Origin of the sequence: Nostoc sp., assembly GCF_036917615.1 — a bacterium.
GTDB lineage: Bacteria > Cyanobacteriota > Cyanobacteriia > Cyanobacteriales > Nostocaceae > Nostoc.
This window is the reverse complement of the sequence record NZ_JBALCZ010000056.1, coordinates 97,153-115,593: the sequence shown is the minus strand read 5'-3', so window position 1 is coordinate 115,593 and position 18,441 is coordinate 97,153. Positions and strand designations below refer to the sequence as shown.

Genomic DNA, 18,441 nt, shown 5'->3' with positions numbered 1-18,441 from the left:
GTTTGCAGGAGTTGCCCGTTGCGATTCCACAGTTTCACCGTCTTGTCACGACTGGCAGAGGCAATGGTTTGACCGTCGGGGCTAAATGCCACGCCAAAAACCGAATCGCTATGACCTTGGAGAGTTTGCAGGAGTTGCCCGTTGCGATTCCACAGTTTCACCGTCTTGTCACGACTGGCAGAGGCAATGGTTTGACCGTCGGGGCTAAATGCCACGCCTAAAACCGAATCGCTATGACCTTCTAGGCGGTTACGTTCCTTGACTCCATAAAGCACCTGCTGGAGTGTGGCTACTGCCAAAATGCGGGTATCTGGTTCTACATTTTTATTTGATATTTTGAGTCGTTTTCCTACCTTCAAGCTAGTTACTAAAGCATCAAGTTCTAAATTTGCTGCCATCAGGTTTTGTGATTTGAGGCTATCAGCCCGAATTTCGGCATTTATTCGACCTTTATCTGCATCTGCTTTAGCGGCGATTGCTTCCTGTCCTTTTACCTTTGCCAAATCTCGTTGCTTTTCAGCGTCTACCTGTCTGTCCTTAGCTAATTGTTCAGCAGTTTTTGTTTTCTCAAATGCATTTGCTAACTTTATTCGGCTTTCTTCAGCTAATTGTTGTGCAGACTTTGCTTGCTCCTCTCCTTTTTTAGCTCTTTCACTCTCCTGATTAGCAATCCGCTTTTGCTTTTCTGCCTCCCTGCCTTTTTCCTCTGCTTCTTTCTGCTGTGTTCGCGCATTTCTAGCCTGATACCTTGCGTTATTTCGTTGAGTTTCTACTTCTAGACGCTGTTTTTCTACCTCTTTGAGGGCATCTTGGACAGTCAGACGTTCGCTATTCACATACACAACCACTCCCGTCATTAAAACCGAAAATACTACTAATATTGCCACATAGGGCAGCGCAGGTTTAAGCTGTTCCCACCTATCCCGCAAGTTAAACGGCAAATGTTTATTAATCCACTTGTAATCAAAGACTTGCCGATAGATTTGATTCCGCACCCGCAAAACATTATTCTCCCGCCGTACCACCCCCGATAGCTTCAAGTGAGATTTAGCTAAAGACTGCTCCTCATCCACAACTGCCCGCTTGCCTTGGCGAATCTCGCGGTAAATAGTCAAAACCTCCGGGTCTGGTGAGCGTTTAGTCAACATATCCCGTACAAACTGCAAGTTATTGTCTTGCTCACTCATCGCGCCAAAAAATGTGCTGTTAACTATTCGATTTACATCTGCTTCGCCAAGAGAAAGAAATTCACCTTCCCTGTTACTCTCTGCTAACAAAACACCGCACAAACGCTGAGTTAAATATGGATGTCCCCCCGTCCACTTCAGCACCCACCGCAGTACTTTCTCTGCCTCCTGGGCGGAAAGTCCCAAACCATCAGCCAAGGGTAAGGCTTCCTCAAAGGTAAAATCAGTTAAATCCACCTGTTGTCCGATATTAAACGGTGTGCGCTTGGCATCGCGGATTAAATCGCCGGGAGTCGCTACCCCCATTAAGACAAAAGAGAGACGGTGAAATTCAGGATTAGTCGCACGGGCAACGTAGAGATAGCGAATTGCTGTATAAAAATCATCGGTAAAATCTAAGCTGAGGGTGGAATCAATTTCATCCACAAAAATCACCACCCGTTCTTCAACCTCAGCCAGTAAAACCTGCTCAAAAAACAGCGTTAGCCGTTGCGATACTCCTAAATGCTCGTGTTGTTGCCACCAACTCACCACATCTGTATCAAACATGAGTTGGTCATCTAGCTTCACCAAAAAGCCAAAATACCACTGTTCTACTGTGACTTGTGCCCCCAATTCCTGAAGGTCAACAATAACAGAACGAATTCCCTTGTTTGTTAGCGTTTGCGCCGTGCGTACCATCAGGCTAGACTTACCCATTTGGCGCGGCGTGAGAACATAGGCGAAAGTTGCTGACTCACATAAACCGAGCAATTCTTCATCAGCTTGGCGGGGAATGTAAATACCACCGCCAGCCTGTACAGTTCCCCCAACAGTGTAAATGCTTGGATTAACCACGCAGATGCTCCCGGAAATAGTCGGTGTAAAGTTGACAACGGGGAAACACTACACGTCCTTCTCGACGCACTAAACCCGCACCCCGCAAACGGAAAAAGATGCGCTCATCTTCACAGGTGTTCTGGCGAATTATTTGGAACATACCCTGAACCAACTCCTGTTTGTTATGCAGCCGGAAGAGGTGGTTACGCAGATGATTGCCAAAGGGGCCATTATCTGCGATCGCATTGGCAAATAATTCGGTAGGATGGAGGCGATCGCTAGCAACTGAGTAGAGGGCAAGGCGTACTAAATAAGGATGTCCACCTAGTAACGCGATTAATTGCTTTTCTTCGCTGGCGTTGAGAGGTGAACCATGACGGCGGTTTAAATCAGCAACCTGTGCTGCTGTAAAGTCCTCTAAATCAATTACTAGCCCAACATTAAAGGGGGATTGGTTGAGATTATCAATTAGCTGGTAGGGTTCGGTGGAAGTAACCAGCGCTAAATCCAGTTGCTTCCAGATGGGAGTGGTGGCGCGGCTATTGTGCCAGCTTCGCAGCATTCCAAAGAAATCAGAGCGGAATTCAGTATCAAAGACCCTTTCAACTTCATCCATCGCTAAAACAATGGGGTTGCCAAACTCTTTGAGCAAATAGCGCCCAACATAGCGGGTGCAACGCTGACTATTGCCCAAAGGCATATTCCAATACTCATCAACTTTGTCAGTCATTTCCAGTTCATCAGTTAACCAACTACAGAACTGGCGAAAGAAAAGATCAGCATTAGTTAAAGCGGCTTTATCAAACAATTGGAAATCCAGCAAAGCAACCCGCTTCCCTGCATTCACAGCAGTGTTTATTGTGCGGATTAACAGCGAACTTTTGCCCATTTGCCGGGGGCCTTTAATTGTAATTGTCACACCCTGCCGCTCAATAGTCTGCAAAGTAAGTGGATCAGATAAGCGTTCCACGTAAAAAGCAGATTGCGATTCCATTGTCCCTTCCGGCATTTCCAGTGAGACGGGCTGTGCTGAAGGAAAGGGATGGGGTAAGGGTGACGGCTGACTTATTTGGAGTAAATCTGCCTTCGATTTTTCATCACTGATAGCCAATGCACTGCCAGAGACAGCTTGCAACAACTCTGCAATCAGGCGCGGCGTATCTTCTGCATCTTTCCAGAAAGCCCAGTTAATGCCATTTAAGTAAGCACTCAAGGGATACAAGAACGGTTCTTGATACGCCAGACGCACTGGGAGAATTATCGGGCGTCCTGACTGTGATTTTGCTAAGTGGTGTGCTGTCTCTATCTCTGCCACCACCATCTCGCTGCTGGTTGACAAGGCTGAAAGGAAAGTAATCAGAAAATCAGCTTGGCGGATTTCTGCTTCAATACATTCAGCCCAGCGTGTGCCAACGGACATCGTTTGGTCGATAAAAACTTTGTGCTGCTGCGATAGAGCCTGGAAGACTTGCATCGCCACCGACTCATCGGGGCTAGCATTGCGCTTATAGCTGATGAAGATGCGTTTAGCCTGTGACTTTAACATTACTATTAACCTTGTCTTGCTTCAGCTTTTTGAGTGCAAAAGCTTGTCTAGTTGCGAGTCAATCTGGTACAGAAGTTGGTTAATTCTGTGTTTCGTCATCCAAAGGCAGCTTTTCCCTATTTTGAGGATTAGCTGAACAAATTAGGGTTTTATTCACAGCACAATCAAGTAGTTACACTCTACTACAGTGCAGTTGCAGGCAATTACCGACAACACAAAAAAATTGTTCATGGAGTTCAAACACTGATTAACAGAGTTAAAACACTCATTAATGGAGTTAAAACACTCATTAACGGAGCTAAAACACTGATTAACGGAGTTAAAACACTCATTAACGGAGCTAAAACACTGATTAATGGAGTTAAAACACTCATTAACGGAGCTAAAACACTGATTAATGGAGTTAAAAGACTGATTAATGAAGCTAAAGTCATTTCTGATGAAAAAAATACCTATGTTAACGAGTTTCGACTTCGCTCAACTCTCGACCATTCAGTTGGTTGAGCGAAGTCGAAACCAACGGCTATGGTAAATTTATTACTAGTAATTCACCTAAAAGACTAATTAACGGAGTTCAAACACTGATTAACGGAGTCCAAACACTCGTTTCCAATCTCCGACTATTGGTGACAATTTCAAAAACAGGTAATTTTGTCAAACTGTGCATCCAAGGTAAGTAGGGGGACAAAAATACTTACCCTCATTACGAACGGAGCGAAGCAATCTCGTCAAGACTGGGATTGCTTCGCTCCGCTCGCAATGACTAATCACCACTGCGTAAGTCCTACCCACCTAAAACTAAAACAAAGCCTGGGTAGGCAGGCTTTGTTTAGGTAGCCCCATATTAAAGGTCTGTGGGCGCTTTCATATCTTTGCAGAAGATTGAATAACTAATTTCAATCAACGTCTTTGACTGTCCTCTTCACTGCGTTGCCTGCATCTTCAGCTCCACGCTGAACATTTTTACCAGCATCTTCAGCTCCACGCTGAACATTTTTTGTCACGTCTTCGGCAGCATTCTGGGTATTACCCTTAATATTTTCAATTCCTCGCTGAGTTCCCTTAACAAGACCTTTGCGAACTTCTTCAGCTGAACTGCCGATATCTTCACCCAGGTTCTTCACTCTTCCACCAAGGGATGTCCCTTGTTTGTAATTTTCGCCATATTGCTCTGGGCTGTCAGCTCCCTTTTGCTCAATATTCCTTTGAGCATTTTTTGCCATCGCATCACCTCTGTCATTCACTGCCTTTTCATCTTTCGCTCTAGGATCTACATCACTAAAGTTATTTATCCCACCAGCAGGAGAAGAGAGAGGATAATCTTTTGTGGGATCGTATCGTTTGGAATAAGGTGATTGAGCGTCAGGCTGTGGTGGCGGTGTTGCTATTCCTGGCGCACCACAAGCCTGTGTCAGAAATAAGAATATTCCTGCTAAAAAAACAGTTAAAACTTTCAAGGGACGAATGTTTTTCAGCCAATTCATTGCTTTTTTCATACTTCTAACTCCTTGCATTTTTCTGACTAAGTTAAACTTCAACCAAGATAGCATTTGGAATTAATTTTGTATCCCAAGTATTCAGACAAAATAAGGTTTCTATTTGTCTATTGCTGGATTTAGTTGTAATTAAGGTCTTGCTTTAGCTTCATCTGGGTTCTTTTTCAAAAAGCCGGAAGCTTCTTCAACAGCCTCTTTTACAATCTCAAGACGATCTTTAACCCGATCTCCTACATTTGATTCATCCTGAATCAAACCACCTGGTTCAGGCTGGCGGAAGTCCTTATCAGTGATGATTGGCAGTTCTGCTTCTTTCTGGACTCGACCTGCTGGTGTCTCAGCACCAGGATAAAGGATCTCGGATTCTCTATTTGTAGCAATCAACAATTGCGAACTTGGTTGTAAGCTAGCTTGGTCGCTTCCCTGATTGGCTTTTGGGTTTGTTATTTTCGGATCGGTGGACATTCTGTTGTTGGTATAGTTGTCTCCACCATTCTTATAAGGATTGTTTGCTCCACCAGCTTGTACAGCCGGATTTTGTGGATTTGCACCTTGAGCATTTGCCCCACTACAAGCAGTGCTAACTATCAACAATAGTCCAGCTAAAAAGATAGTTAATATCTGGCGCAATCTTATTTTTTTCAAAAAAACTCTCACAGTGTTCACGTAGTCCTCCTTACCAAAATATTAATTAAGTTAAACTTTTGCTGAATTCATTGGATCGGTCAGCAAATTATTGTGCTTGTTTTGGTTAACTTGCATTTGATAACCTCATATTAAGGATATGAATAATAAAATTAACTTTACCTCTAGCGCAGGCCACATTTTAATTATGATCAATATAATATTCTTATCTAACTATAGGAAGATATAAATTAAAATAATATCCTTTTATGAAAAAGAACTACATAAACCTATTTAATACTTCAAAAGCTTTGGATAGGTAGCTGATGTGCTGTAATAGTTGAGGTATTCAGCCCTTGTTGGTCTAACCGTTAAATTACTAAATTAATGAAGCAATTTTTACGCTGGATAATTTTGGGCGGAACGCTGTTTTTTTTAGGGAAAGCTTTGAAGGATAATTGGCTTGAAGTGACTGCTATCCGCATTGATCAGGTAGGATGGGCAATTATGGCGATCGCTACAGGCGTCACTTTAGTGGCACATACTTGGGCTGGCTGGATATGGACTTGGATTCTGCAAGAGTTAAATCAACCTGTATCATCTTCCCAGTTCATCCTAGTTTACCTAAAAACGAATATAGCTAAGTATTTACCAGGAAATATCTGGCATCACTACGGGCGAATTGTAGCTGCCAAAAATGCCAATATTTCCGCTGGTGCAGCCACCTTAAGCGTTTTACTGGAACCGCTACTGATGCTAGCGGCTGCTTTAATCATCATTGTCCTATGCAGTAGCCAATTTGCAGCAGATAATACTACTTTTGTTGTACAAATACTACAATTGCTGAGTTTAGCTGTAGTCCTTTGTGCGATTCATCCTTGGTTTTTAAACCCAGTTATTCGCTTTTTGTACAGATTGAAAGCAAAAAAGTCTGCTGTCACCACTGAACCAACTGTTCCCTTCAGTCTTAAAAGCTATCCCCTACGACCTTTGTTAGGAGAATTGGGCTTTATGGGACTGCGTGGAACTGGCTTTATATTAACTATGTTCGCCCTGGATTCGTTGAATGCGAATCAAATTCCTTTATTGTTAGGGGCTTTTAGTTGCGCTTGGTTGTTAGGGTTTATCATTCCGGGTGCGCCTGGTGGGTTAGGTGTGTTTGAAGCGACTGCATATGAACTTTTACGACACCACTTTCCAGCCGCCCTAGTTTTTAGTGCGATCGCTCTATATCGCCTCATTAGTATTCTAGCTGAAACTGCGGGTGCTGCCTTAGCTTGGTTAGACGAACGCCTTGCTAAATCATGAATCAGGCGACACTCATTTTTGTCTATCTACCTTCATCTGTGAAAACACACGATAACTATCCAAATTTAACTGCGGATTACTGCTTTGTTCTTCTTCCATCTTAATCAAGTTGTATTCTACGTTTTCTGCATGAATTGCAAACGTGATATTAAAAATCTCGATAAAATTTATTACTCCCTTGCATTCTTCTTCGGGATACTTTTCGTAAAAACGAATCAGATGAGCAATCTTAATTTCTAAATGCCTGCGAGAATTTTTACAAATTAAAATAATCTTTAGCAGGATAATCACCAATGTTAGAGAGTGACCTGAGGTAAGCAATAAGATAAATAATGATGAAGGGTCTTTCCCATTTTCTGTTGTCAAGCAATCAATCACTCGATTACAGGTTCTCAAAAACAATTCTTTAGTGATAATTTCTTGATTACAATCCGTTTTCCATAAGGATAAAGTATCCGCAAACTGCTGCCTCCAAGTCTCGACTATTTCTTGATTTTCTACAGAAAAGAATAAATATTTTTCCAGATTTACTTTAAATTCTTCAAGAGTTTGATTTTGAGTTTGCTTAATAAATATATGGGCAATATTTTCATGGCTAAATACACCTCTTCTTAAGACAATTGCTTTTATTAAACGCAGAACATGGTCTCCCAAAATACTGGGATTCGTGTAGCGTGTTGTGCTTGATACGGCAGATTGAGAACGAGCAATATATATTGCTAGTTCAAACTTAAATTTTTCTTTTATTTGTTTAGAAAGCCTTCTAGCAGCCTCTTGTTGTTCTTTGGGATTATTCTCATTAACAGATTGATCAATTAATAAATAGGAAGTGTAGCGATTAGCCCACTGACCTTTAGATGATTCGTCATATTTAATAACAAATAATTTCAGTTCTTGGTAGTCTTTGCTATTGACAAAAGTCTCTAACCAGCTTTTATAAATCTTTAATAAGGGAGGATCATTGGTCTTTATCTTCAGATTTTCATTAACCAATGAATTAAGTAATTTTTGGATATATTTGTCTTTTCTGTTGGTTTTCCAATTATTAACTATGATGTAGCAACACCGCTTAAGTGTATTACAAAACTCTTGTTCGTTATCATCTAAAAAAATGCTGTATATCCCAGGTATATAATCGGGATCTATTGAATACAGACCGTCTAAAAATAAACCTTTGAATTTCCGTAAAACATCATCTGGCGACAATTGTTTGACAATTTCCACGAAGAAGCTATAAACCTCTTCTTGTGCAATTTGCAAATTTGGCGGTCTAGATTTAGACGTAACAAAGTGCGGATATTCCTGACTAATTGATAAACGATTAGCGTTCATTCCAGTTCTCAGGACAAAAAGGCTTCCTGTTCATATTATTACCAGTTTACCTTGGTGAACAGTAGCATCAATCTATTCTTGAGAGATTCAGTAATCTTTTTACACAAATTTGATAAACTCGGACTATAAATAAAGTATTAAACAATTTGTGTTTAATACTTCATCAAATACTTCTGTTAAATTACTTAGTTTTAAGAATCAGAGCCAATACAAAACTATATGGGCGAGTTAGTCAGACTCAAATACTAATTTTCAGACAGGGAAAGCCGAGAGTGAACTCATTGAACAGTTTGCTACCCAAACAGGAGTAGGAGCTTGCTCTTGGATAGTTGGGGTTGGGATGTTAGGTGAAGGGGTTTCTATTAATCGCCTGAAATACCGTATTCACGCTACCAATATTCGCGCTCTTCTATCTTTTACCCAAGACTTAGGGCGCTTGCTACGCCTTTTCCCTAAAGAAAACCCAGAATCTGTAGAGACGCTGATTCCAGCACACCCAATGCTAATTAATTTAGCTTTGAGTGTTTTAGACCAAATATGCTCATATTGTCCAAGAGAGGGAACAAGAGGACGCAGACGAAGATGAAACGGAGCTAGGCAATGAAGGAGACAGAAATGCTGGTGAAGTTTAAACGCGAATGCTGTCGAGAGTGAACCAGCCAGTGAGCGGTCTGATCACCGAAATAGCCAACATCCTTCTTCCGATACAGTACTATCTTCGATTTCTCCCCCCGTATGCTCGAAATTCCCAAAAACAAGGTTTGGATGTGGCAGATGGGAAAAGTCTTGCCAGAACTGAATGTAATTTTGAAAATCTGTTTTACTCTTCAGGTATCTGTGCTGGATTTTTTGACTCAAGATACTGCTAAAGAAAATTCTAGTCAATTTTCTGCTATGCCTCAAAAGCAAGTGGTAGATAGCAGCAGAAAAAAGCTTGAAGTAAAGTTTGATAGCGATCGCACTCAACAGTTACTTGAAAATGTGCTTCAAGCGAATGAACAACCGCTACCTATGACAGCAGTAGCGAAACGCCTTGGGTATCCTAAGCGAGTTCTTTACAGGCATTTCCCAGAGCTATGCCGAGCGATTTCAGCCGAGTACGTTAAGTATATGAAAGAATCTCGCATCAAACGAATCGAACACTGTTGCGAGGAGGTAAAACAAGCTGTTAGGCAAGTTCATACTGAAGGTATTTATCCTAGTGAGGCAGCTATTTCAAGGCTATTAGCTAAACCAGGATGTTTTCGTGACAAACAAGTTCGCGCTGCTTTAAGGGCAGCGCGAAAAGAAATTTGTTTGGAACTATAACCTTGCCATCCTTTATTGGAAGCATAAGCTTAGCGTTGCGGCAAAGTTATGGGTAAAGTCACAGGAAGCCTTTTGGCATTTTCAATTTTTAATGGGGGTGGAGGGACTTGAACCCACACGACCTTTTACGGTCAACGGATTTTCATTCTCCCGCAGTTTTCACTGCTACCTGATGACTTTAACAAGGCCAGGTTTTGAAAATTGGACTCTCCCTTTACCCTCGACTTAACGTTAGGGTAGCTCCCGTCGGGTCTCTGCACCTTCCCGCAATTTTGGATTTTAGATTTTGGATTTTGGATTGAAGACTAATCGCAAATCTCAAATCGCAAATCTCAAATTTTGGGCTTGGCTCAGGATTGCCATGTCTGTCACCAGATTTAGGTTTCCCTGAGTTTGAGAGCTTCCACTTGAGGGATTTCTCCTCCAAGGCTCAGTTATCTAAGTCCGTAGCGTCTACCATTCCGCCACACCCCCGTTGGTGTTTGGCAACTAGTATAACTAGTTATTTTGTGAAGGCAGCAAATACCTCCTCATCTATTCCACCATCAATTGTGTCTTTTGTCCAACTAGATTGAAAATATTTTTTCAGATTTTGCGATTGTTTTCCAAAGTTGGAAGTCTTGCTTGTCTCCTCGTAATATCTGAATGAGTTTTTGATCTTGTCTGACTAGAGCATTTGTTTGCTAGTGGGTTCACCATAATAGCATGATATTAGCTTTTGTTATGATCTGCGTTGAATTGCCCATAGTAAAAGTACTCCACCCCGCCAAAGCTGCGCTTTAGCTCCCCAACCCGTAAGCCTACGGGGTACACACAAGTTCCTAACAACTTAGTAATGCAAGGGTGTGTTATGCCATAGGGTAACGCACCCTACGAGATTTTCGGTGCGTTAGGACTAATGTGCATAACGCACCCTACCAGATTCAAACCGTGCATGAGGTTTTCCTACTTGTGTGTACACAGTAGCCTCGCAAGCTCTTAGGGTTTGGGGGTGGGGTTGTAAAGAATTCAGGTTAAGTCAATTTGGACATAGACGAGGAATTATGGCGCAGTTATGTTGAAAGCATTTATGACTATACTTCTCTGAGTCTGGCTCTTCAGCCTATGATGGAAAACAGATGCTTAAGACTTGAAAGTTATGATTGTCGCCCTGCTGTATCTGATTTTGGCTGGAGCTTACCTTCTAGTAATCCCCGTTGCTATCTTGCTGTACCTGAAGCAGCGTTGGTATGTAGCTACCTCCATCGAGCGTACTTTTATGTACTTTTTGGTGTTTTTCTTCTTTCCGGGTTTGTTGGTTCTATCGCCCTTTGTAAATTTTCGACCTCAACGGCGACAAATTCAAGTTTAACGAGATTGGTAGGTCATAACTCTCATGCGACGGATTGACGCTATTGGAATTAGCTTAGGTGTTTTTATTGCCGGCGGCTTGGCATTTGTAGGATTGCAGCTAGTCGGTTTGGATAATCAGAAAGCTGGTATATGGAGCCAAGTCTTACTAGTTAGTGGATTAATTGGCTGGTTAGCCACCTATTTTTTCCGTGCGGTGGGACAAAAAATGACCTACCACCAACAGCGGGAACAGTATGAGCAAGACTTTCTGCAAAAGCGGTTAGAAGAGCTTACTCCCGAAGAACTAGCACGAATTCAAGCCCAAATAGAACAAGAAGAGCAATCCCAGGTGTAAAGTTATCATTGATGAGTCAAGAGTCCAGAGTCCAAAGTCCAGATTTTGAGCCTTGACCCTTGGCTCTTGACCTTTGACTCTTGACACTTGACTAAATGACTGCAATTTCTGATTGCTTTGAAACTCTTGGGCGCAATCGTGAGTGCGCTCTGATTCCGTTTATCACTGCTGGAGATCCAGATTTAGAAACAACAGCAGCAGCGTTGCAAATTCTGGATCGCAATGGGGCAGACATAATTGAAGTGGGTATACCCTACTCCGATCCTCTAGCGGATGGGCCAGTAATTCAAGCTGCTGCTAGCCGCGCCTTGCAAAAGGGAACGAAATTAGAGCAGGTGCTGCAAATGTTGCAAGGAATTACTCCCAATTTGCGATCGCCTATTGTCCTGTTGATCTACTACAACTCAATTTTGCACCGTGGGATTGAAAAATTTCTTGGACAAATTGCTGCTGCTGGGGTCGTAGGATTGGTAATACCTGATTTACCCTTAGAGGAAGCAGCAGGCTTGCTCCAAGCAGCTAGTGAGATGGGAATTGACGTAATCTTGTTGGTCGCTCCCACCAGTTCTGCCCAACGCATAGAAGCGATCGCTCGTTCTTCCCAAGGATTTATTTATTTAGTTAGCGTCACAGGGGTTACAGGGATGCGATCGCAACTGGAAAACCGCGTGTCTGATTTACTCAACCAAATTCGTAGTGTTACTGATAAACCCATCGCTGTCGGCTTTGGGATCTCCGAAGCTGCACAAGCCCGTCAGGTAAGGGCATGGGGCGCAGATGCGGCGATCGTGGGCAGCGCTTTTGTGAAACGGTTAGCCCAAGGCACACCAGAGCAGGGACTTTCGGCGATCGCCGAATTTTGCCAAAGTCTGAAGGCAGCCATCAAGACCACCAACACCAGCACAAATACTCTTCTTGATTAGACGGGCAAAGTAGATTAAGAAAGTATAACAGCGCAGTTTTTCTATGCTTGCTTGGTAGACAATTTGACCGTTATGGTCTTGAATATTAACATCAGATATCAGGATGTAAAAAAACTAGCTGATACGGTCGCTTATAGTTTGAGTATTATGTGAAATCAAGTAGGCATAATTTATGAGTGTGAGAGTGAGTCAGTCACAAATGGTTATAGTTACGTCGCAATTGAGGAGCAAAGGCGATGAGTGAGAGTATGGCGTTTATCGGCGGGGTTGCTGTAGCTGGGCTGGCGGCTCTGGTATTGCTCAAAGGGACAAATACCCCCTTACAACCTAACTTCGCTGTTGCTCCCCAAATGCCAGGGACTGTAGTAGCGCCGGGAATGCAGCCACAAATGTATCCTTACGGCCCTTATGGGCAACCAATGTATCCCAATCCTAATCAGTCGCCAGTGGCTCCTAATTCTGACCAGCGTCTGGAGATGGAGAAGCTGAACACACAGATGCAACTGGAGCGTTTGAAAAACGACAATGAACAGCTGAAGGTGCAAAATCAACAACTCCAAGGCCAAGTTCAAAATTTCAATACTCAGCAACAGTGGCAACAAGCCCAGCAGTATAATCAACAAAAAGTAACAGCACTCCAGCCGCAAAATCCTGCTTGGTGGTCTTCACCCATGCTTTGGGCTGTGGGAGGCGCAACTCTCACTATTGGTGGTGGTGTTGTCGTCGCTGGGGTATTGGCTTTATTCTCACCACGGCAGCGTCCAGCCCGTACTGTACAAGTAATTCACCCCTACCAAGGAAATACGCCGCCCTTGGTTCCAGTCCGTCGAGCCGAGTTTCTGCCTGCTTCGCGGATGGAAGCAAGACGAGTTGAAGCCCCAGAATACGACGAAATCCACTAATCGGCAAAATCAAACTAGAGATAAACACAGATTTAAAATCTCGTTTCCAGGTTATACCTGGAAACGTTCTTCACTGGGATGCTGCCGGAAATTCAGGAGGTAGAGCCTCCTTGTAGGCATTAGCTGGGAAGGAGGTAAACAGCGTTTACTGATAACTGTTAAAACCCGCTTTTAGGAGTTTCTGTAGTATTAGGACTTTCTTTAGTGGCAGGTTGGTTAGTATCGGGAAGTTTCTCTGGGGTATTTTTCTGATTACCTTGATTTTCTAGTTTAGTTAGTGCCTGTTTTGCTAGATTTTCGGCTGCTTGTTTAAATAATGGTTCTATTCTATTTCGCCAATATTGAGTATTAGGCAACTTTTCTGGATGGTTTCTATAATCTAAAACTTTATCCCACTTACCATCATCTATTGCTTTATTTATCTCATTAGACAACGCCTCTGCTTTCGCCCAATCTCCCTGCCACTGGGCAATCATTTTGCGTGTCTCTTGGATACCAGAAGCAGCATTTGCCGGAATTGATTTCAAAAGTGCGATCGCTCCCACTATATCCCCTGAATCATACTTCTGTTTTGCTTGTTCCATAATATTGGCACTGTTATCACTAGGCTGCGATCGTTCTGATTTCTCAGCATCGTCAGTTAACCCTTTCGGCTTTTCTGGTAATGGAGTTATTACATCCCTCGATTTTGCTTTTGGCTTGGGAGTCGGTCGAGTTGCAATCAGGGGACTATCATCTACTGTCTTAGTTGCAATGCCCTTTTCGCGCAGGCAAGAACCCCATTCTTGATTATTGGTTATCACATCCGAGTATGCCCAAGCCAAACGACCAGACTTAAGTTTAACTTCTACCCAACCCCGTTTTGTGCGCTTGCCAGTCACCTCAAAATTGGTGTTATCGGCAACTGTTTGCAAAATATTATCAGAATTTATCGAACTAGGTTCAGAACGGATATTAGAATTTCCGACGACCACAGCCGAGCATTTGTTTGCTAAGGCGGTATCTTTACCTGTAAGATTAAGAGCTAAACTTTTCACATTTGGATATACATTTGCTACCAAAGCAGCCGCACCACCCGCCAATAATATGCCAATTAATATTGGCCATGGATCAGATTTGCTAGAGTCTTGACGGGCAGGTTTGACAGGATTTGCTGGTGCAACTGCAACCGTTTGCAGCCGAGATACTTGAGGCTGAGATTTGGCTGCTTGGTAACTGGAATTTTTGGCAGATTCTTGAGGTATGGAAAGTGCAGCTACAGGATTAATCGCGTCTTTACATGCTTGCAGTGCTTCCGTGGCGTTTTGGTAGCGGTCTTTGAAGTGATAATGTACCATCTTGGACAACACTGCCACCAGTTGATAGTTCACGGTTACTGAATGTTGCCAAATGATTTCGCCCGTTTCCGGATCTTCTTGCAATTCTGTAGCTGATAATCCTGTTAGTGCTTGAATGGCGATGATGCCAAGGGAATAGATATCACTGTTGGGGCGGGGTTTACCTTGCCCTTGTTCTGTAGGCATATAGCCAGGTGTGCCAATAACTACTGTGGCAGAGGGTTGTCCGCCCACTGTAACCAGTTGTGTACGCAGTTGCTTCACTGCCCCAAAGTCCACTAAAACTAACTTATTATCTGAGGCACGACGGATGATATTATCCGGTTTTATGTCGCGGTGAATCACGCCTTGGCGGTGGACAAATTCGAGAATTTCCAGAACTTCTTGCAATAGTTGAATTACTTGGCTTTCACTCCAGCGCTGACCAGGTATAAGTTCTTCAGCTAGGGTATGTCCTTCAATATATTCTTGTACTAAATAAAATTCTTGGTTTTCGTCAAAGTATGCTAGTAGCCTGGGTATTTGGTCATGGTTGCCTAGTTTTTCTAAGGTTTCGGCTTCGCTGTTGAACAGGCGTTTAGCAGTATCAAAAACTCTGGGGTCAGTTCCGGGTTTGAGGTGCTTGACAACGCAGATGGGGTTGCCTGGCCGCCTAGTATCTTGGGCAATGTAGGTTTGACCAAATCCTCCCATTGCGAGGACTCGAATTACTTGGTAACGATGGTCTAGTAGCTTGCCTATCATGTTCCCTCCCCAGAGTGATTACCTAATTTTCCAGCTGGTAATAAATATCTCCAAATTTTCTTCAATGAAATCCGCTATCTTGAGAAAAGATTTAGATTAAAAACGCAGCTTTTTAATAAACGCAGACTGTTTATTTTTCTTTTAGTGCCCCTGTTTACTACCAATGTCACCTAAAATAACAAATCCAGTTGCATGGCAGCAGGCTGAAATCCTCATGCAACCTGCTTTCATTCGCGTTATCGACAATATCCGCAAGTTGCTTGATGAATCTTCCTGGACGGGAACTTACCACGATGTCCTGATTTGGCCGCCTAGCACCACTGATGAAATCAAAGCATTGGTGACTGAACTGTTGCAAGCAATGGAAACAGCAACACCCCAAGAAGCAGATGAAATCAGAGGAACTCTGGCTCGTCTGCCGATGCCCCATCCAGGATATCATCTACGTTTAGAGCGTCAACAGCAAGAAGCGAGTATCGATTTGTGGGAACTATGTTATGAAGTGTGTTTTCTTGAATACAGCCCAGAGAAGGAAACTGCTGATATTGATACTAGTTTAATCGATGAATTCGGAGAAGTGGATTGGCTGCGTTTGGATGCTAAGGCAAAGGAGTTAGTTGAGCAGGCGTTTGCTAAATTGCCAGAAGGGTAACAAATAAAATGCCTCAGAATAGAATTCTGGGGCTATACAAACGTAATCGTAATAAGGTAAAGCGAAGCTTTTTGAGCCTATCTGAGTTGGGGGAGTGGTCTAATCGCCTATCTAATTCTTTGCGATGGCTTCCAACTATCCAAAGATGCTCGAATAGATGTTAATTCAAGCAGATATTTAGTAACCTTGTCTTTGTAAATATTAAGAATTTCACGAATATGAGCAGCTTCGGCTTCTTTCGTATTCCGTTCTTTCAGCAAAAGTTCAAAATCATCTTGAAACATTTTAATAAAGTCATTGATTTGCTGTTCTGCACTTTTAAAATCTTCCTCAATTTGTTTTTCAATAACTCGCTGTAAAAGTTGTTGATTTTTTGTGACCTGCTCATCTATCTTCTGCTTAATTCCTTTTGCTGTTTGGCGTAAGTCAATATCGTAAAAATCCTGCTTATCCTGGTATGAAACATCTACATAATAGACTTCACTTGATGTACAGCAACTACTGTCTTTTTTCGCTTCTTTTCGTGTGCGAGTAAACACCTCTTGCTGGTATTTAATTTCTGCATCTATTCCTCGAAACTCAAAGCTAGGAAACTGAATATCATTTATATTTATATGAACGTTCAAAGATTGCCCAAGATATTGAGAAAGTTCATTTGATATCTGTTGAATATCTTCTTGTATTTTTTTAACTAAAGCTTCTCTTATTTTTGTGCCATCCCTAACAAGCTTATCTTGAGTGTCTAGCCACCAACTTTGAATATGAGGAGCGCAAAAATCATTGATGGTGCTGCTAATTCTTTGGGCTTCCACTCTAGTTTTTGCTCTAATGATATATGAGTCTGATATGTTGAAGGAATCTTGATACCCAGAATCAGAAATATTCAATGAGTCTGGAACAGATTTCTTCATACTGTCTAGCAAAGAGTTGCTTGTTTTCAGTACTGTTTTAAGTCCTTTTCCTAAAACTTTGCCTATCCCAGGAATAAACTCTAGTACTGTTCCACCTATTTCTCCAGCAATAGCAAACCAGTCAACATTTTGATGTACGCGACTTTGTAAATTATCAGACTGTTTAATATTGTGTTCTTTGGATTTGCCTACCCTCGACTGAGCAATGTAATCAATTTCATTTTGAATTTTATCTTTTGCTTCGTAAGCAAATATATTAACTCCTTGGACAAAACCCTTTATTAGTATCTCTTTTTGCTGTTCTACAGACTTTTTTACATTTGCAACCTTAATTTTAGCAAATTCAGAATGTCTCCGGTAATCCTCTACTTTTATTTTGAGGGATTCAATTGTTATATCCCAACCACTAAACTGTGTATTCAAAGAATTTTCAATTGCCTTTGTTGCTTTATCAAGTTTTGCCAATGCATCACTGAGAAGATTCCAACCAGCATTTTGAGTTATGGTTTCAATAACTATTTTTTGAATAGTAGGTAAGCCACTATCCTCTAAAGCTTTTGGTGCAATTTTGTGTGGTGCAGGTATAATTTGGTTGCCTTCTTCATCTTCTATGGCATACCTGGCACTAAAAAACTTTTTGAAATCCTTTTTCTGGCTTTCAGTCGCCTTGTTTTGTTCGATTAGTTTTGCTAAAAGTCCTTGTCTAGAACTTACAGGATAGATAATTGGATTTGGAAAGCCAAAAATAGTTAACTCTCGTTTCAAGTCCTCTATAACATCAGCAATTTCTCTATCTTTTTCTGTTTTCTGATCGACTTTGTTAAGGATGAAGTAAATCTTACCTGTGTTCTCAGATAAAATTTCCTTACGATTTTCTATAACATCCTTAAATAAATCTGAAATAGCATTATCTTTGTATGAAGCGTAATTTAAAACAAATAGAATTGCATTGCAGTTTCGCAATGCTTCCAGTGTAGTTTGCTTGAGTTTTACATTGAAATTGGTAGACTCCCACTCATTCGGGCCAGGAGTGTCAACTAAAGTAAAACCAGCAAGGGAAGAGAGTCCGCTAATGGCTTCAATAGGATACTCAATCTCAAAGCGTATGGTATCGTCAGGATTATCTTTCTCTCGAATCTCACGGGTACGCACTAGAAATTTCTGTTGAATTTCTCCAGGATCACCTTCAGCAAGAACAATAGGTCGTCTCTGTCCCTCTCGGTATTCCAAAAGTCTGGGGATTTGCCCAGATGGAATATGTCGAACGTCTGTACGGCAGATTGTACACGCTGCTGTCTCACTTGCTAAAACATCAGCACCAATTATGGCATTCAAAAAGGTACTTTTCCCTGCCTTCATCGCTGCAATCACAGCTACTTGATATTTCTGCTCTTTCAATTCGTGTAGGGATTTGTTAATCTCATCCTCAACACTCTGCAAACCTTTGGTATCGTCTCCTTCGCTGAGGCGGCCTTGGCGAATTTCCTGAAGGTACTGTAAGAGACGTGTGCCAGTGTTATAAATGCTGTCGTGCGCTGCTTGGAACTGTTCAGAGGACATAATTATGTGAGGGAAAGATTAGTTAAAGCACGTACAGCTTAAATTACTAAGAAAAACATTACATCAGTGATTGCACTGTTAGATGAAAGGCGATCGCACATCATC

The 18,441-nt window shown here is 42.0% G+C and carries 15 protein-coding genes; 8 read left to right on the top strand and 7 right to left on the bottom strand.

What is annotated here, in order from left to right:
• The 4 genes from V7K85_RS18755 to V7K85_RS18740 form a co-directional block, all read right to left on the bottom strand.
• Positions 1-2,024, bottom strand: a 2,024-nt coding sequence (locus tag V7K85_RS18755; RefSeq protein WP_334815377.1) for an AAA-like domain-containing protein, incomplete at its 3' end; no start/stop codon positions are given.
• Positions 2,017-3,552, bottom strand: coding sequence for an AAA-like domain-containing protein (locus V7K85_RS18750; RefSeq protein WP_334815375.1), 1,536 nt, complete (start codon positions 3,550-3,552; stop codon positions 2,017-2,019). The genes V7K85_RS18750 and V7K85_RS18755, both read right to left, overlap by 8 nt.
• 896 nt (positions 3,553-4,448) lie before the next feature.
• On the bottom strand, positions 4,449-5,048 hold the full coding sequence (locus V7K85_RS18745) for a hypothetical protein (RefSeq protein WP_334815373.1): 600 nt from the start codon (positions 5,046-5,048) through the stop codon (positions 4,449-4,451).
• A gap of 129 nt (positions 5,049-5,177) precedes the next feature.
• Positions 5,178-5,714: a DUF6658 family protein gene (locus V7K85_RS18740; RefSeq protein ID WP_334815371.1), complete on the bottom strand. Its 537-nt coding sequence runs from the start codon at positions 5,712-5,714 to the stop codon at positions 5,178-5,180.
• Positions 5,715-6,059: 345 nt separating this feature from the next.
• Between V7K85_RS18740 and V7K85_RS18735 the strand changes: the two genes are divergently transcribed.
• Positions 6,060-6,980 carry a lysylphosphatidylglycerol synthase domain-containing protein gene (locus V7K85_RS18735; protein WP_334815369.1) on the top strand — a complete coding sequence of 307 codons (921 nt, stop codon included), beginning with the start codon at positions 6,060-6,062 and terminating at the stop codon, positions 6,978-6,980.
• Between the two features lie 12 nt (positions 6,981-6,992).
• On the opposite strand, the gene V7K85_RS18730 is transcribed toward V7K85_RS18735, so the two are convergent.
• Complete coding sequence (locus tag V7K85_RS18730; RefSeq protein ID WP_334815367.1) at positions 6,993-8,312, bottom strand: hypothetical protein; 1,320 nt, start codon at positions 8,310-8,312, stop codon at positions 6,993-6,995.
• Between the two features lie 340 nt (positions 8,313-8,652).
• Between V7K85_RS18730 and V7K85_RS18725 the strand changes: the two genes are divergently transcribed.
• The 6 genes from V7K85_RS18725 to V7K85_RS18700 all read left to right on the top strand — a co-directional run bounded on the left by V7K85_RS18725 (position 8,653) and on the right by V7K85_RS18700 (position 13,132).
• The gene (locus V7K85_RS18725) at positions 8,653-8,898 is read left to right on the top strand and encodes a hypothetical protein (protein ID WP_334815365.1); all 246 of its coding nucleotides are present in this window, start codon (positions 8,653-8,655) and stop codon (positions 8,896-8,898) included.
• A gap of 188 nt (positions 8,899-9,086) precedes the next feature.
• Positions 9,087-9,620 (top strand): TetR/AcrR family transcriptional regulator, encoded by a 534-nt coding sequence (locus V7K85_RS18720; protein WP_334815363.1) that lies wholly within the window; start codon positions 9,087-9,089, stop codon positions 9,618-9,620.
• Positions 9,621-10,758: 1,138 nt separating this feature from the next.
• Positions 10,759-10,971 carry an NAD(P)H-quinone oxidoreductase subunit L gene (gene ndhL / locus V7K85_RS18715; RefSeq protein ID WP_334691763.1) on the top strand — a complete coding sequence of 71 codons (213 nt, stop codon included), beginning with the start codon at positions 10,759-10,761 and terminating at the stop codon, positions 10,969-10,971.
• 24 nt (positions 10,972-10,995) lie between these two features.
• Positions 10,996-11,307 (top strand): DUF3007 family protein, encoded by a 312-nt coding sequence (locus V7K85_RS18710; RefSeq protein ID WP_334815361.1) that lies wholly within the window; start codon positions 10,996-10,998, stop codon positions 11,305-11,307.
• 95 nt (positions 11,308-11,402) lie between these two features.
• The gene (trpA, locus tag V7K85_RS18705) at positions 11,403-12,230 is read left to right on the top strand and encodes a tryptophan synthase subunit alpha (protein WP_334815359.1); all 828 of its coding nucleotides are present in this window, start codon (positions 11,403-11,405) and stop codon (positions 12,228-12,230) included.
• A 236-nt stretch (positions 12,231-12,466) separates the two neighbouring features.
• The gene (locus tag V7K85_RS18700; protein ID WP_334815357.1) at positions 12,467-13,132 is read left to right on the top strand and encodes a heterocyst differentiation related protein; all 666 of its coding nucleotides are present in this window, start codon (positions 12,467-12,469) and stop codon (positions 13,130-13,132) included.
• A 158-nt stretch (positions 13,133-13,290) separates the two neighbouring features.
• On the opposite strand, the gene V7K85_RS18695 is transcribed toward V7K85_RS18700, so the two are convergent.
• Positions 13,291-15,213: a protein kinase domain-containing protein gene (locus V7K85_RS18695; protein ID WP_334815355.1), complete on the bottom strand. Its 1,923-nt coding sequence runs from the start codon at positions 15,211-15,213 to the stop codon at positions 13,291-13,293.
• A gap of 163 nt (positions 15,214-15,376) precedes the next feature.
• On the opposite strand from V7K85_RS18695, the gene V7K85_RS18690 reads away from it, so the two are divergent.
• Entirely contained in the window at positions 15,377-15,865 is a 489-nt protein-coding gene (locus tag V7K85_RS18690) for a hypothetical protein (RefSeq protein ID WP_334815353.1), read from the top strand.
• A 107-nt stretch (positions 15,866-15,972) separates the two neighbouring features.
• On the opposite strand, the gene V7K85_RS18685 is transcribed toward V7K85_RS18690, so the two are convergent.
• The gene (locus V7K85_RS18685) at positions 15,973-18,174 is read right to left on the bottom strand and encodes a dynamin family protein (protein WP_334815351.1); all 2,202 of its coding nucleotides are present in this window, start codon (positions 18,172-18,174) and stop codon (positions 15,973-15,975) included.
• Between the last annotated feature and the right edge of the window lie 267 nt (positions 18,175-18,441).

What these genes read in the sequence shown, in the direction of transcription:
- V7K85_RS18735 (WP_334815369.1), top strand. Translation starts at nt 6,060, where the DNA reads ATGAAGCAATTTTTACGCTGGATAATTTTGGGCGGAACGCTGTTTTTT.
- V7K85_RS18745 (WP_334815373.1), bottom strand. Translation starts at nt 5,048, where the DNA reads ATGAAAAAAGCAATGAATTGGCTGAAAAACATTCGTCCCTTGAAAGTT.
- V7K85_RS18720 (WP_334815363.1), top strand. Translation starts at nt 9,087, where the DNA reads ATGGGAAAAGTCTTGCCAGAACTGAATGTAATTTTGAAAATCTGTTTT.
- V7K85_RS18690 (WP_334815353.1), top strand. Translation starts at nt 15,377, where the DNA reads ATGTCACCTAAAATAACAAATCCAGTTGCATGGCAGCAGGCTGAAATC.
- V7K85_RS18730 (WP_334815367.1), bottom strand. Translation starts at nt 8,312, where the DNA reads ATGAACGCTAATCGTTTATCAATTAGTCAGGAATATCCGCACTTTGTT.
- V7K85_RS18710 (WP_334815361.1), top strand. Translation starts at nt 10,996, where the DNA reads ATGCGACGGATTGACGCTATTGGAATTAGCTTAGGTGTTTTTATTGCC.
- ndhL (WP_334691763.1), top strand. Translation starts at nt 10,759, where the DNA reads ATGATTGTCGCCCTGCTGTATCTGATTTTGGCTGGAGCTTACCTTCTA.
- V7K85_RS18725 (WP_334815365.1), top strand. Translation starts at nt 8,653, where the DNA reads ATGTTAGGTGAAGGGGTTTCTATTAATCGCCTGAAATACCGTATTCAC.
- trpA (WP_334815359.1), top strand. Translation starts at nt 11,403, where the DNA reads ATGACTGCAATTTCTGATTGCTTTGAAACTCTTGGGCGCAATCGTGAG.
- V7K85_RS18695 (WP_334815355.1), bottom strand. Translation starts at nt 15,213, where the DNA reads ATGATAGGCAAGCTACTAGACCATCGTTACCAAGTAATTCGAGTCCTC.
- V7K85_RS18750 (WP_334815375.1), bottom strand. Translation starts at nt 3,552, where the DNA reads ATGTTAAAGTCACAGGCTAAACGCATCTTCATCAGCTATAAGCGCAAT.
- V7K85_RS18700 (WP_334815357.1), top strand. Translation starts at nt 12,467, where the DNA reads ATGAGTGAGAGTATGGCGTTTATCGGCGGGGTTGCTGTAGCTGGGCTG.